12 protein-coding genes and 2 pseudogenes are annotated in these 14725 nt (G+C 36.3%); 8 read left to right on the forward strand and 6 right to left on the reverse strand.

What is annotated here, in order from left to right:
- Positions 1-97 precede the first annotated feature (97 nt).
- Positions 98-1015 (forward strand): AAA family ATPase, encoded by a 918-nt coding sequence (locus tag ABWU38_RS02215; protein WP_353272405.1) that lies wholly within the window; start codon positions 98-100, stop codon positions 1013-1015.
- 598 nt (positions 1016-1613) lie between these two features.
- Here ABWU38_RS02215 and glyA read toward each other — a convergent pair.
- From glyA to ABWU38_RS02230, 3 genes are all read right to left on the reverse strand, one after another.
- Complete coding sequence (gene glyA / locus ABWU38_RS02220; protein WP_264688225.1) at positions 1614-2891, reverse strand: serine hydroxymethyltransferase; 1278 nt, start codon at positions 2889-2891, stop codon at positions 1614-1616.
- Positions 2892-2937: 46 nt separating this feature from the next.
- Positions 2938-4143 (reverse strand): MFS transporter, encoded by a 1206-nt coding sequence (locus ABWU38_RS02225; protein ID WP_253307380.1) that lies wholly within the window; start codon positions 4141-4143, stop codon positions 2938-2940.
- 184 nt (positions 4144-4327) lie between these two features.
- Positions 4328-4489, reverse strand: coding sequence for a hypothetical protein (locus tag ABWU38_RS02230; protein WP_264735850.1), 162 nt, complete (start codon positions 4487-4489; stop codon positions 4328-4330).
- Positions 4490-4631: 142 nt separating this feature from the next.
- Here ABWU38_RS02230 and ABWU38_RS02235 point away from each other — a divergent pair, with 142 nt between their 5' ends.
- The 5 genes and pseudogenes from ABWU38_RS02235 to ABWU38_RS02260 all read left to right on the forward strand — a co-directional run bounded on the left by ABWU38_RS02235 (position 4632) and on the right by ABWU38_RS02260 (position 7765).
- Positions 4632-5120, forward strand: a complete 489-nt coding sequence (locus ABWU38_RS02235) for a hypothetical protein (RefSeq protein WP_253309502.1) — start codon at positions 4632-4634, stop codon at positions 5118-5120.
- 82 nt (positions 5121-5202) lie between these two features.
- A pseudogene (locus ABWU38_RS02240) lies at positions 5203-6433 on the forward strand (IS256-like element ISWpi15 family transposase).
- Between the two features lie 239 nt (positions 6434-6672).
- The gene (locus ABWU38_RS02250) at positions 6673-6840 is read left to right on the forward strand and encodes a hypothetical protein (protein WP_264735643.1); all 168 of its coding nucleotides are present in this window, start codon (positions 6673-6675) and stop codon (positions 6838-6840) included.
- The gene (locus tag ABWU38_RS02255) at positions 6825-7064 is read left to right on the forward strand and encodes a transposase (RefSeq protein WP_353272406.1); all 240 of its coding nucleotides are present in this window, start codon (positions 6825-6827) and stop codon (positions 7062-7064) included. Before ABWU38_RS02250 ends, ABWU38_RS02255 begins: the two co-directional genes overlap by 16 nt.
- Before the next feature lie 212 nt (positions 7065-7276).
- Positions 7277-7765: a transposase gene (locus ABWU38_RS02260; RefSeq protein ID WP_151807721.1), complete on the forward strand. Its 489-nt coding sequence runs from the start codon at positions 7277-7279 to the stop codon at positions 7763-7765.
- A gap of 179 nt (positions 7766-7944) precedes the next feature.
- Here ABWU38_RS02260 and ABWU38_RS02265 read toward each other — a convergent pair whose 3' ends face one another.
- Both ABWU38_RS02265 and ABWU38_RS02270 read right to left on the reverse strand, forming a co-directional pair.
- Entirely contained in the window at positions 7945-9111 is a 1167-nt protein-coding gene (locus tag ABWU38_RS02265) for an aspartate kinase (protein ID WP_253309957.1), read from the reverse strand.
- A gap of 90 nt (positions 9112-9201) precedes the next feature.
- Positions 9202-10137 (reverse strand): annotated as a pseudogene (locus ABWU38_RS02270) (IS481 family transposase); the annotation flags it as partial.
- Between the two features lie 127 nt (positions 10138-10264).
- Between ABWU38_RS02270 and recJ the strand changes: the two are divergent.
- Positions 10265-12004, forward strand: coding sequence for a single-stranded-DNA-specific exonuclease RecJ (recJ, locus tag ABWU38_RS02275; protein WP_353272407.1), 1740 nt, complete (start codon positions 10265-10267; stop codon positions 12002-12004).
- A gap of 18 nt (positions 12005-12022) precedes the next feature.
- Here recJ and ABWU38_RS02280 read toward each other — a convergent pair whose 3' ends face one another.
- The gene (locus tag ABWU38_RS02280) at positions 12023-13195 is read right to left on the reverse strand and encodes an NADH-quinone oxidoreductase subunit D (RefSeq protein WP_353272408.1); all 1173 of its coding nucleotides are present in this window, start codon (positions 13193-13195) and stop codon (positions 12023-12025) included.
- A gap of 274 nt (positions 13196-13469) precedes the next feature.
- Here ABWU38_RS02280 and ABWU38_RS02285 point away from each other — a divergent pair, with 274 nt between their 5' ends.
- Entirely contained in the window at positions 13470-14648 is a 1179-nt protein-coding gene (locus tag ABWU38_RS02285; protein ID WP_253309373.1) for an aspartate aminotransferase family protein, read from the forward strand.
- Positions 14649-14725 lie beyond the last annotated feature (77 nt).

Here is a 14725-nt window from a genome sequence, read left to right on the forward strand (position 1 = left end):
TCACTGTGATTTACATGCCTATCAGTGCTATGCAACAAAGCCATCCTGGATTGAAAAAAATATACTTAGTAGTACTGGTTTTGTAGGAAGAATATCGTTGACTTTAACACTCGGGGAGTTATCACTTTCTGATTGCAATGAATTTTGGCCAAAAAATATTTCAGCATACGAAAAGTTTAAGGTGCTTGCAGTAACCGGTGGAATTCCAAAATATTTAGAAGAGGTAAATTTTAAACATGGTACTGAAGAAAATATTAAAAAGCTTTGTTTTACAAAAGGTGGGTTTTTAGTTGAGGAGTTTGACCAAATATTTTCAGATCTATTCATGCGAAAAACAGCTTTTTATAAGCAAGTAGTGAGAGCTCTTTCTACTGGAGCTAAAGAACAGGAAGAAATTTGTACTGCTTTAAACATTGCAAGACACGGACGCATTTCTGAGTATCTATATGAGCTCGAGCTTGCCGGTTTTATTGCAAAGGATCACACTTGGGATATAAAAACGGGTACTGATTCACGACTCAGGAAGTACAGACTTCAAGATAATTATTTAAGGTTTTATCTAAAATATATTGAAAAAAATCTAGGAAAAATTAATCGCGACACCTACTCTATAGGGTTACTTACATCTCTACCAGAGTGGCATACAATTATTGGACTTCAGTTTGAAAATTTGGTGCTTAACAATAGAAAGAGCATACATAATATCTTGAGAATTGATGGAATAGTAAGCGAAAATCCATTTTTTCAGAGGAAGACAGGTGCTGGTTGTCAAATTGATTACATGATTCAAACAAGGTTTAACACTCTCTACATTTGCGAAATCAAATTTTCAAAAAATAAAATCGGTCATTCAATAATACAAGAAGTACAAAAGAAAATAGATACACTAAAGCGTCCAAAAGGCTTTTCATGTCGTCCAGTCCTTATTCACGTTAACGGTGTGAGTGATGACGTTATAGATAGTGATTACTTTTCAAACATAATTGATTTTGGAGAATTATTGAATTGTAAGTAATTCTTGCTCTACTTTTTCAACTTTGTGTTGTTTAACATTGGAACAAGATTCCAGATGACATCTTTCATGAACTCTTATTATAACAATGTTCGTACAGATGTGTGCCACGCGCTGGAATGACATGGTGAGGTGTCATCCTGCTGCTCCTTTCTTGTCATCCCGCGCGGAATAATTAACCGTCATACCGCCGCGGTATCTCACATAGATCCCGCTAACAAGCAGCGGGATGACACCTCTCTTGGGCTCTTTTAGCTATAAACATTAAGAAATTTACCAAATGAAAAAAAAGGCAAAGAACTCCCGTGGTGCGAGTTTTGACTCTATATTACTGTAAGTGGCGCTGTAATAATGTGCTAACGCTTAAAATAAGCGCGGTTTGGCTGAATGTAGAAAAAATTTAAAAGACATGCAGCCGCTATAATTTTATGTAATCCGCCAAAAAATACCCTGAGTTTTTTACTGAATTTTGTCATTGAGCCTGCAGGTCAAAAACAAGTTTTGAGTCATAAATACCCTTATCGTCATAATAAGGGGACTGGCGGAGTTTGTCAAGTAAGTTTTTTCGTTTCTACCAGCTACTTGGATGACACCACATAAATTAATAAATAGGAAAATTACTACAAATCTTTTCAACTTTAGTTTTTACTGCTTTTTCGACACTTGAGCTATTTCCGCTGATTAATCCCTGAACCACTTCATTTACTAGGCTGGCTATCTCTTTAAAATTTTCTGCCTCAAGTCCGCGTGTTGTCTCAGCAGCGGTGCCAAAACGGAGCCCTGAAGTGATGGTTGGCTTTTCTGTATCAAATGGTACAGAGTTTTTATTGCAGGTAATGCCAGCCCTCTCAAGGCTATCTACAACGTCTTTTCCAGTTAATTTCTGCGATCTTAAGTCAACTAGCACTATATGAGAGTCAGTGCCACCGGTTATAATGTCGAGTCCATGCTTTTGCAATTCTTGAGCTAGTACTTTCGCATTTTCCACGATTTTCTTGCTATAAGTCTTAAACTCTGGCGCTAATGCTTCTTTAAATGCAACAGCTTTTGCAGCTATTACATGCATAAGTGGCCCGCCCTGCAATCCTGGAAAAACTGCAGATTGAATTTTTTTGTGTAATATTTCATCATTGGTCATCACTATTCCACCACGAGGACCACGCAAAGTTTTGTGAGTCGTGGAAGTCATAACATGTGCATATTCAGCAGGAGATGGATATTCGCCCGCTGCAATAAGCCCTGCATAGTGAGCAATGTCTGCAAGCAAATAAGCACCAACTTTATCTGCAATTTCGCGAAAGCGTTTGAAGTCCATTTTTCTCGGATAAGCAGAAGCACCAGCTATGATCAATTTTGGTTTATGCTCCAGCGCCAGCTTTTCTATCTCATCCATATTGAGCAGATAAGTGTCTTTGTTAACTGTATACTGAATTGACTTAAACCATTTACCAGAAAAGCTTGGTGCCGCACCATGAGTTAGATGTCCACCGCAACTCAGTGATAATCCAAGTATTGTATCGCCTGGAGTAAGCAGTGAAGCAAATACCGCCTGATTTGCCTGAGAACCAGAGTGAGGTTGAACGTTTGCAAATTTAACACCGAACAGCTTACAAAGTCTTTCTATAGCTAGACTTTCAACTTTGTCCACATGCTCACAACCACAGTAATACCTTTTTCCTGGATAGCCTTCTGCATATTTATTAGTCAGAAAAGAGCCTTGTGCTTCCATTACTGCTTTACTTGCAAAATTCTCTGATGCAATTAATTGCAATTGTGACTTTTGACGTTGTAACTCTTTTTCTATAAACTGATAAACCTCGTTATCAAAAGACTTTAAACTATTTTTAGAGCCACAGATTTTTTTTAAAACACTCATCATAGATCAAACCTCGCTTTAATTTTAAGATGCACAAGCAATTTTAAGACTACTTATCCTGCTTTTTTAACCATAAGAGCCCAAAAACAGCTATTAGCAAACATACAGGAATAATAGATGTTGCTTTTATCAGCAATTCAGCACTATACACAGGATTTCCTTGTATTACTGTTCTATCCCAACACAAATTTATTATTTTTGCGATTCCAGTGTGAAAAAAATAGCCAAAACCCATGACTATCATGTTTGACACAGCTGTAGCTAAGCCTACTAAGTTATTATTTACATAACTTAGTGCTTTATAAATTGTAACTACTTGATATCCAGATGCAAAGCCGATAATAAAAAGCGTAGGTAATACAACATACAAGCCACCAATCTGAGTAAAAAGTAATAGAAAACCGGCGATCATTGCAAATGAGCATGAAATTATTACTTCATAATGCTTATTTTTATACTTTTCCAATAAATAAGCCAAAGAGAATGATCCTGTTAACATTCCTATCAATATTACGGAAGAGAGAGAAGATGCCAAGCCTTCATTCATTTCATATACTTCAAAAAAGAATGCTTTCGCCCAACCATCAGCAAAACCTTGCATTGGACCGACCATGAGTCCACCAAAAAAGCTAATTAGAATAATATGCTTGTTGAAAAGTATGTTTTTCAAGTCTCTAATGCTAACTTTTTCCTGTTGAGCATTGCTTTCAGGCGTTACTAAGAACAGTAGCAGAGCAAGTAAACACCCGAATGCTGAGAAGGTATAGATAACATAATTCCAGCCAAATTTATTGAGTAAGAAGTCTAACGGTAATCCGCCACATATCCCCCCCAAAGTTCCTATAATTATGGATAAACTAGCCATTCTTGCTGATTTTTCTTGCGCAAAATACATGCTTGCAACTTTAAAAAGCCCAATTGCTGAAGCGGACGACCCAATTCCAACGACTATTCTGCCAAGTATTGAATAATACCACTCATCAAAACATATAAGCGGTAATGTTCCGGTAAATGTTAAAACAATACAAGCAGGCAAAACAAATTTTGGCCCAAATCTATCAAGGAAAAGACCAACAGGTATATGAGCTAGCGTATAGCCTACATAGTATAACCCACCAAACTGGCCAACATCTGTAATACTTATGTTAAATTTTGTTATCAATCCAGGCGCAATTATGTTTGGAATTACGCGTAATATATATTGGTACGCATAAAACAGTGACGCCAACAACCAGATTAAAAAATTCCTCTGCAGTACTTTACCCCAAAGCTAGTATTATAGATACTCTGTTTATAGAAAACAATATTTTTATGAATACTTATTTTAATTTACCGGAATTTTATACAGTTGAACTCATAGCCAACATAAGTAGTTTATGCATTAACTAAATTTTCCAGGTTCAAGTTTGGATGATGGAAAAAGTTCACTTTTTCTATTTTTAAAAGAGACCTTTTATTTTACTTATAATTTTTTCTACCATATCTACAACTGGCTCATGAATAAGGTATATGAAAAAAATTACACCACAAATGACAAGTATATTTATGATTTTGCCCTTATTCATCTTTATCTTGAGCTTCACTTTTGTTACAAGATCCATTTTATTTATGTTTTTATTTCATGCTAACAATTATATATTAAATACTATAATTTTCAGTAAAATTTGACTTCAGAAGTACCCTATTAACTCAATATTAACCTTTCTACATGTAAAATAGTTAATATAACATTGAGGTAGGTTGATGAACATAAGCACAATAGACAACACACTGCAAAATTACATAACAAAATACATTGAACAAACATTCGCTACACATGTGTCAGGCAATAGATATGACAAATTGTATAGGGAACTTCTAAGTGGTATAGAAGAGATAATAAAACTCACTATAAACGAAGCAAAACATTATGACAAAAGTTTGGAAAATCTATATAACGATTCAAGATTTAATAAGAAATTTATTCAAGCTGTTGCTAAACATCAGGTGTCGGAATTTTTAAATACTCACCCGAAAAGAAAAGAAATTGTTGCAGAATTTTACAATGAACATCACATTAACGAAAGTGATTTAAAGACTCTGGAGAAAGGGAAAGATTTAGTAAATAAAATAAATAACATTAACTTACTGCAACGAAATGAAAAAAATGAGGAGTTCAATATTAGAAAGACACTTGCTCACTCAATAAAAATGCCTTCCATAGAAAAATACAAGTTAGAACATTCAAGATAACCTTAGTGAAGGGAGTGTTAAATAAACTGTGTCAAACCGAAAAAAAAGTAATAAATTGATATAAAAAAATGGAGGTTTGACAATGAGTCAGAAAGTAGTAAACAGAACTACCGGTTTGGTAGATTATAAAGAATTAGAAACAAATATCCTGTTGTCTATACGAGAAGGAAGACCGTTGACAGGAAGAGATGGAGCATTAACACCGTTTATAAAAAAGTTGCTGGAGGTAAGCCTGGAAGGTGAAATAGAAAACCACTTGTCGGCTGAAAGCGAAGAGAATAATCGAAGAAATGGGAGGAATGCAAAGACTTTACGTACAAGCGCAGGGTCATTTGAGCTTTTGACGCCAAGAGATAGGGAAGGAAGTTTCGAACCACAAATAGTCAAAAAAAGGCAAACAAACTTACATCCAGAGCTTGAAACGAAGATTTTGAGCACATTTGCCAGTGGTATGGGCTATAGAGATATAGTGTCACATGTTGAGGAAATTTATGATCACAAAATATCGGTGGCAGAGATATCAAGTATTACTGACAAATTGCTACCAGTAATCAACGAATGGCGTAGTCGCCCGCTGCAGTCTGTATATCCGATAGTTTTCATGGTTTTTTAAAGTCAAAGAGGACGGGCATTGCGTAAGTAAATGCATGTATAACATATTAGGCATAGATCAAAATGGCAAAAAAGAAGTATTAGGTTTTTATTTGGCTGAAAGTGAAGGAGCTAACTTCTGGTTGGGAGTGCTAAATGACCTCAAAGAAAGAGGAGTAGAAGATATCCTTATTGCCTGCGTTGATGGGCTGAAAAGCTTTCCTGCAGCTATAAACAGTGTCTTTCCTAATGCGGAAGTGCAGATGTGTATAGTGCATCAGATACGCAACTCACTGAAGTATGTGGCCAGTAAAGATGCGAAGAGTTTTTTGAGCGATTTAAAGAAGGTATATCAAGCTTCAAGCAAGGAAATTGCCGAGAATTATCTGTTGGAATTGGATGAAAAATGGGACACAAAGTACCCTATGGTTATAAAATCTTGGCAGAATAATTGGGAAAACTTGTCTGGTTATTTTAAGTATTCTGGTCCAGTTAGGAGGATAATCTACACCACCAATCCCATAGAGGGGCTACATAGGCAAATTAGGAAATTCACTAAGACCAAAGGCTCATTTACCAGCATAAATGCCTTGTATAAGCAGGTATATTGTGCTATAAAGAAGGCAGAGGAAAAGTGGACGATGCCTGTACATGATTGGGCATTAACTATCTCTCAACTTGATGTTTTCTTTCCTGGCAGATTGAAAATTGAGTTGAACTAAAAATGCGGTTTGACACAGTTTATTTAACACTCCCACAACAAATGGTGTTATGCAAGTAGCTGACACTGCTCTCCTTTGTCATCCCAGTGCCCAGACACTGGGATCCAGGAAACTTAACTCTACACCAAGTAAATGTACAATAAGAACTAGATTCCAGTGTCAAGCACTGGAATGACAAGTTCTCGGCAACCCCTACATCATACCGCCGCGGTATCTCTTAGCCGCTAACAAGTAGCGGGATGACGATTGTCAGGGTGTCATCCCAGCGCCCCTATGATGTCATCCGAGTAGCTGACACTGGGATGGCTTTGTTGCATCGCTCAAGTGAAAAGAACTGGCAGTTACTGACAAAATTCATTATAAATAGCCATTTAACTGTTGAAGAAAAAATATGCCACAAAAAATGAGAGTCAGTAACTGCCATGAATATAACAAATTTCTCCAAGAAAGAGGAAGCATTTTTTGTTATATCAATGACGCCATAGAAAATTGGTACGAGAATTGTCCAAAAATGCAGGGCGGCAACTATATTTATAGTGATAAAGTTGTGATTTTGGTGCATATAATCGTCAGTTTCTTTAGAATTGGTTTAAGACAAACAGTCGGGTTTATAAAAGGGTATTTGCAATAAATAGGAAGAGATTTGGCAGTTATCAGCTATTCACAAGCATCAAAAGAAACTTAATATTAAGATAAATGATTGCAGAATTGATAAAAATAATATGGAAGATATCGAAATTGCTATAGACAGTACAGGAATTAGTATATACAACAACACACAGCAAGGAAAATAGCACTGACAGAAAATATCGTGGCTATGAGCAAACGAGAAAATTGCACGTAATGTTGAATATAAACAACAAAAAAGCCATAGCTGTAAAATACAGTAACGGTGTCTACTCTGATCACTATGGAGCTTGTGATTTGCTAAAAGAAGTTGATTTTCAGCATGCCATAAAAGCACTATATGCAGATAGAGCATGTGATAGGCACAAGTTTTATAAGTTGTGTAACGAATATGATATAAAGACAAAAATTCCACCAATAAACAATGCGGCAGAACATCCAGAAATAGATTATATGTCTGACAGGAATGCTGCTATTAGGTTAATAAAATTATACGGTGAAGATGGCATGAAAGAATGGAAAAAAGAAGTAAATTATGGGAAAAGATCTTATATTGAAGGGTTTTTCTCAAGATTAAAGCAAATATTCGGATTTAGTTTTAGGAATAAATCTGAGATAAATCGAGAAAAAGAACTGCTAATCAAATGCTATTTGCTTAATAAATTCACTGATATTGGTATGGCTAAATTTGAGATAGTTACATGAATTTACCATAAATCACCATCTCATAAAGTGTGATGCAACAAAGCCATCCCAGTGTCTGGGCACTGGGATGACACCGTCATAAAGGAACCAGTGTCAGCTACTTGGATGACAGGAGAATGACACCCTCCTTGGTAGGCCCAAATTGCAATGTTCGTACAGTTGTGGACGTAGAGCCTATCCTAGTGTTGCATATCAAGCTCATACTCAGTATGTAAATCTTTGACCAAAGCTACAACGTATTCTTTTTGAACAATTATACTGATTTTGATTTCGGATGTTGTGATAGCAAGTATTTCTATCTTTTTTTCGCTTAAAACCTTGAGTGTGCGGTGCATCACTTCAGTGTTAGACATAACACCAATACCAATTATTGAAATTTTAGCTACATTATCGTTTATAGCATAATTTTCATTCTTATTCAGTAACTTTTCCATTAAATCAATATCAAATTTGGAGATAACAAAACTTGACCCATGTATCATATCAATTTTAACGTTTGCCCCTACTATATCTCTTAAAGTACGCAAGTTATTTGCAAGGTTAGTGAAAGTTACAAGAGCTTCATTAGTGCTATAAGCTATTCCAGTAATTAAGTATCTCTCTAGTACATCCCTTTTGTGTAGTACTGTGGTGCCTTCTACTTCTTTAAAAGTGGATAGCACTTGCACTTTAATGTTATGCTTCATTGCAAGTTGTACTGAACGATTATGCAGTATTTTAGCACCAGATGACGACATTTCCAACATTTCATCGTAAGAGATAAATTTGAGCTTGCGTGCCTTTGGAACAATTCTCGGGTCTGCTGTATATATTCCATCAATATCAGTAAAAATTTCGCAAGTTCTAACACCAAAGGCTACCGTGAAGGCAACTGCTGATATATCAGAGCCTCCTCTTCCAAAAGTAGTGATTCTATCATCATTTATACCCTGAAAACCAGCGATGATCGCAGCAGTATAACCCTCAGCAAAAGATCTTTTCACACGGTCAATCTTTATTGTTTTTATTTTAGACTCAGAATAAAAATCATCAGTTACAATCGGTAACTGCCAGGCAAGCCACGATTTAGCATTAACTCCGATCGATTGGAGAGTGATAGCTAATAGACCGCAAGAAATTTGTTCTCCTGCTGAAAGCATAACGTCATACTCTGATAACTCTTGTCTGCAACTTAAATTTGAGATTTGCCTAGCCTGAAAAGCCATTTGGTCAGTAAATCCTGCAACAGCAGATACAACAACGATTACATTACAACCTTTCTCAATATCGTTTTTTATCAAATTTGCAACTCGGTTTAAATCAGTTAGCGAAGTCCCACCAAATTTTTTTATGATTATTTTGTCCATAGTTACAATATAACTCTCTTCTGAAGAAAAATATAGTTTTTGTAGAGATAGAGGTTGTCCGGAAACTAGAATTAAGGTAGAGTATAAGATGTATGGTTCCAGAGTGTGATGGTGTGGATCTATTATAAATAATTCAGGAGACTTTGTCAACTGAGAACATATAAATTCAAAAGGCGTAAGACCCCTAAGAGCTTTGAGTCTCTTTGCATAATTGTAGGCCATAACAAAGTCATAAAGATGCTCCTTAAGTTGCTGATGCGAACGATAGTAATATTTCTTAACTGTAGCATTCTTTAAAGTTTTATTCATACGTTCAACTTGTCCATTTGTCCAAGAATGGCTAACTTTTGTCAGACGATTTCAATGTTATTTTCTTCACAAACTCTATCAAATATGTGTTGGAAGGCGTATTTATGGCGCTTCTGATTTGTAAATTGTATGCCATTATCTGTCAAAATAGTGTGGATTTTATACGGTAAAATTCTAATCAGATTACCTAAAAACTCAGCAGCTATGGGTTTTGTAGCACTTTTGTGCAACTCAACGTAGGTGAATTTGATCTATTGCAACAAACAAATACAGCTTTCCTTCTTCTGTTCTAACTTCCGCGATATCAATATGGAAATAGCCTATAGGATATTGTTTGAATTTCTTTCTTGATTTAACTTCACCATCGACATCTGGTAGTCTGCTAATGTTTTGCCTTTGTAAACAACGATGTAAGCTGGAGCGACTCAAATGTGGGATTGAGGTTTGCAAAGCGTAGAGACAGTCATCTAATGGCAATAGAGTATGCTTACGAAATGCAACAATTATAGCCTCCTCTTCTAAAGTTAAAACAGTTGATCTTGGATGCTTTGGACCCATACCAGCATCTTTGGTAAATGAGCGTTTTCTCCACTTAATAATAGTTTTTGGTTTAAGGTTATAACACTTGGAGAGTTTTGCTATGCTCTCTTTACTATTTTGTATTGCTCTACGAATTGTCTCTGTTGTTCTGGCGCACCCATGTAATACTTGTCCCATAATTCCTCCCTTTGATGATATTTTTTTCTCACATTTTATCATACCATCACACTCTGGAACTGTGCATCTAATACAATTATAGAACAAGTTTAAAAGTTCTGGTAAAGTAGTTTTATTTACAAAGAATATGCTACTTGAAATTGAAAAGCGCAGCATAACAAATGCATTGTGGAAGTTGCAAGAAGCAGATCAAAGGGAAATCTTAACTCTTATACAGAGATTTGAGTTGCCAGAAGTACTAGCAAGAATATTGGTTACTCGTGGTGTTAACATGGAAAATGCGAGCGACTTCTTATATCCACTAATCAGATCGCTATTACCAGATCCCTTTCACCTTCTTGATATGGATAAAGCTGTTTCTCGTATAATACGGGCAATAAAGAATAATGAAAACATTGCAATATTTGGTGACTATGATGTTGATGGTGCAACGTCGTCAGCATTGATTAACAGGTACCTGAGAGCAATCGATATACACTCTATAATCTACATTCCAGATCGTGTTGATGAGGGCTATGGATTAAACACAGATGCTTTATTACAACTTAAAAAAAACGGGATCGATTTATGTATTTCCGTTGATTGCGGTACGCTTGCATATCAACCAATAGAAGATGCAAAGGTCTTTGGTCTTGATATTATAGTTGTCGATCATCATCTTGGTACGGAAAAGTTACCAAGCGCCGTAGCAGTTGTTAACCCAAACCGCCTTGATGAAAGCTCTCCTTATACTAACCTTGCAGCAGTTGGAGTGTCATTTCTGCTGATTATTGCTCTTAATAAAAGCCTACGTGAGCAAGGATTTTTTACCAACAAAAAAGAACCAGATTTATTTGATCTGCTGGATTTAGTTGCCCTTGGAACTGTTTGCGATGTTATGCAGATTACAGGCCTCAATAGAGCATTTGTCTCACAAGGATTAAAAGTTATGTCAGCAAGAAAAAACGTTGGCTTGCGTGTTTTATTTGATGCTTTGGGGATCCTTGAAAAACCAAGTGTTTCACGATTAGGGTTTAGTATTGGGCCATGCATAAATGCTGGAGGAAGAATTGGAGAAGCATCGCTCGGTGCAAGGTTGCTTTCCACCGATGATGATGAAGAGGCACATTCAATCGCGCTAAAATTAATAGATTTGAATAATGCAAGGAAAGTGTTAGAAAATGAGGCTCTCTTGGAAGCTACAGCACAAGCGGAAAAATTTGCCCAATTAGGTGTAAATTTTATAATGGTAAGCGGCAACTGGCACCAGGGAATAATCGGTATAATTGCATCGAGGCTAAAGGAGCAGTTTCACTTACCAACAATAGTGATGTCTTTAAACAATGGAATAGGAAAAGCAAGCTGTAGATCAATTTTGGGAGTTGATATCGGTGCTGCAGTCCTTTCCGCAAAGTTTACAAATTTAATTATTGAAGGTGGTGGCCATAGTATGGCGGCAGGATTTTCAATTAAAGAAGACAAAATAAATGATTTGCATGATTTTTTTACTGAAAGATTTTCAAACTCTATAAATGAGAAAACTTTAAAAGCTGATAGTATAGTAACTGCTAAAGCAATAAATTTATCTTTATGGAATCAATTGCAACGCTTGGGACCATTTGGAGTTGGGAATCCTGAACCAAGGTTTATTATCCAAGGAGCAAAGATAAGAAAGCCTGAAGTTATAGGAGTTGACCATATAAAATGTTTTATTGCTGATGATAATATTATGGTAAGAGCTATTGCATTTCGTTCTGCAAATACTCATCTTGGCTCTGCTATCATGCAGGGTAATGTTAAAGCTATTTTGGGTAAAATCTCTATGAATTACTGGAATGGCAATGAATTTGTACAATTTTTAATAGAAGATGTATTGACCATTAGTTGAGTTGCTATTTTACAATAATTACCTATCAATCTCACCAAAAACTATATCGAGTGAGCCAATAATTGCTGCAACGTCGGCAAGCATGTGTCCTTTTGCCATAAAATCTAAGGCTTGTAAATGTGCAAAGCCAGGTGCTCTTATTCGGCATCTGTAAGGTCTATTGGTACCATCTGAAACTATATACACTCCAAACTCGCCTTTTGGTGCCTCAACAGCTGTGTAAGCCTCACCTTTTGGTACATGATACCCTTCCGAATAAAGTTTAAAATGGTGGATGAGAGCTTCCATAGATTTTTTCATCTCCGCTCTTGGCGGTGGAGAAATTTTTCTATCTTCAGTTTTTACTGGCCCTTCAGGCATTTTCTCTATACACTGCTTCACTAAGCTAACAGACTGCCTGACCTCTGCCATTCTAACTAGATAACGGTCATAACAGTCGCCATTTTGGCCGATCGGTATATCAAAATCTAGTTGATCATATATCTCATATGGCTGGCTTTTTCGCAAATCCCAAGCAAGCCCAGCAGCGCGCAACATTGGGCCACTAAAGCCCCAATCAAGTGCTTGCGCTACTGATATTTCACTAATTCCTACAGTGCGTTGCTTCCATATTCTATTTTCTGTTAAAAGTTCATCAACATCGTCTATATACTTTGGAAATTGCTCTATAAACTTTGCAATATCCTCAATCAAACCTTCTGGAACATCTGCTGCAATTCCACCTGGCCTGATGTAAGCTGCGTGAAACCTTGCACCTGAAGCTCTTTCGTAAAATTCCAGTATTTTTTCTCTTTCTTCAAAGAGCCATAAAAGGGGAGTCATTGCTCCAACATCAAGTGCTTGAGAAGAGACGTTCAGTAAATGATTTAGTATTCTCGTCAGTTCACAAAACAAGACACGTAAATACTTTGCCCTAATTGGAATTTCGCATTGCAACAATTTCTCCACACACAGTGAATATGCATGCTCTTGTGACATTGGTGATACATAATCAAGGCGATCAAAATAAGGCAAAGCTTGAAGGTACGTTTTATGTTCTATTAATTTTTCAGTACCGCGGTGCAAAAGCCCAATATGAGGATCAGCTCTCTCAACCACTTCGCCGTCCATCTCTAAAACAAGGCGCAACACTCCATGTGCAGCTGGGTGCTGAGGGCCAAAATTTAACATCATTGTCTTTAGATCGGGCATGTCCAGTAGTTTAAGATATTAAAATTGTATAGGCTAAAGTGCGCTCAAAGTCAATAGACTTCTTGCATAGGCTACAACTGTCATTCAATAGAAACAAAAACTTTTACAATGCTAATAAGTGTTGGTAAAACTAAGTCACTTTAGCTATAGAATGACAAAAAAGGTTTGCATTAGCCAAATTTTTAGTTGAGGTAGCATAAGAGGTTAAAGGAAAAGCTTTGTGTTAATGGATTCATTTCAGGTATAATACAGATAATACCACAATACTTATAAAATGGATCATGTTGTTAATGCGTACAATAGACTTGACACTCCTATAGTTAGGGGAGAAGGGGCATATCTTTTTGACAAAGATGGTAAAAAATATTTAGATTTTGCTGCAGGTATTTCTACAACTTCTTTAGGGCATTGTCATCCATACATTACAGACAAACTGAAAGAGCAATTGAGCTCACTATGGCACTGCTCTAACATTTTCACTATTCCCGAGCAAGAAAGGCTTGCTGACCGTTTAACAACCCTTACTTTTGCAGATAAAGTTTTTTTCTGCTCAAGTGGGCTTGAAGCAACAGAAGCTGCAATTAAGTTTATTCGTCGTTACTTTTATTCAAAAAGGCAAGCAAAACGTAATCGTATTGTTACAATTGAAGGAGGGTTTCATGGCCGCAGTATTGCTGCAATTTCTGCTGGAAACAGTGAAAAATCACGCGAAGGTTTTGCTCCGCTTCTTTCTGGTTTTGATAAAGTGCCAAGAAATGACATTAAAGCTTTGGAGAAAAAAATCAGCAATGAAACAGCTGCTGTGTTTTTAGAGCCCATACAAAGCGAAGGCGGAGTATATCCACTAGACGTAGAATATCTTCAAAAAGTAAGGAAAATAACAAAAGCTCAAGGGATAATTTTGTGCTTTGATGAAGTGCAATGCGGATATGGACGCATCGGTTCTTTATTTTATTATCAAAATGTCGGCATTGAACCTGATATGCTAACCTGTGCAAAAGCTATGGGTAACGGTTTTCCTCTAGCTGCATGTTTAGTAAAAGATTACATAGCAGAAGCAATCACTCCAGGAACTCATGGATCAACCTATGGTGGCAATCCACTTGCCATGACTGTTGGTAATGCAGTGCTCGATATAATGCTAAAAGAAGGCTTTTTTGATCATGTTAAGAGAATTAGTAAATATTTAAAAGAAAAGCTGTTGCCTTTAGCTAAAGAATTTCCTGAGATGATTTCAGAAGTTCGTGGAGAAGGGTTACTAATGGGAATAGAACTAGCAACTCCTGTAGCTGATAAAGTTATTAGTCGATCTCTTGATAAAGGTTTAATAATAACTAGGGTTTCAAACAACAAAGTAGTAAGGATAACCCCACCACTTATCATTGAGGATGAGCATGTGAATGCGGCGTGTAATATGCTTTATGATTTATTTTTTAAGATTAAAGATATATAAAATTCGGCAATATAAATTCAGGCTTGCAAATACCTCTCATAACATGTAAAATTAATTTTATTTTTTATCACAATAAC

The organism is Wolbachia endosymbiont (group A) of Urophora cardui (assembly GCF_964028435.1).
Classification (GTDB): domain Bacteria; phylum Pseudomonadota; class Alphaproteobacteria; order Rickettsiales; family Anaplasmataceae; genus Wolbachia.

Bases quoted from the DNA above. Each gene is read 5' to 3' on its own strand.
- ABWU38_RS02280 (WP_353272408.1), bottom strand. From the start codon at position 13,195: ATGCCCGATCTAAAGACAATGATGTTAAATTTTGGCCCTCAGCACCCA.
- ABWU38_RS02260 (WP_151807721.1), top strand. From the start codon at position 7,277: ATGTTGAATATAAACAACAAAAAAGCCATAGCTGTAAAATACAGTAAC.
- glyA (WP_264688225.1), bottom strand. From the start codon at position 2,891: ATGATGAGTGTTTTAAAAAAAATCTGTGGCTCTAAAAATAGTTTAAAG.
- ABWU38_RS02265 (WP_253309957.1), bottom strand. From the start codon at position 9,111: ATGGACAAAATAATCATAAAAAAATTTGGTGGGACTTCGCTAACTGAT.
- ABWU38_RS02235 (WP_253309502.1), top strand. From the start codon at position 4,632: ATGAACATAAGCACAATAGACAACACACTGCAAAATTACATAACAAAA.
- ABWU38_RS02285 (WP_253309373.1), top strand. From the start codon at position 13,470: ATGGATCATGTTGTTAATGCGTACAATAGACTTGACACTCCTATAGTT.
- ABWU38_RS02230 (WP_264735850.1), bottom strand. From the start codon at position 4,489: ATGGATCTTGTAACAAAAGTGAAGCTCAAGATAAAGATGAATAAGGGC.
- recJ (WP_353272407.1), top strand. From the start codon at position 10,265: ATGCTACTTGAAATTGAAAAGCGCAGCATAACAAATGCATTGTGGAAG.
- ABWU38_RS02255 (WP_353272406.1), top strand. From the start codon at position 6,825: ATGCCACAAAAAATGAGAGTCAGTAACTGCCATGAATATAACAAATTT.
- ABWU38_RS02250 (WP_264735643.1), top strand. From the start codon at position 6,673: ATGACGATTGTCAGGGTGTCATCCCAGCGCCCCTATGATGTCATCCGA.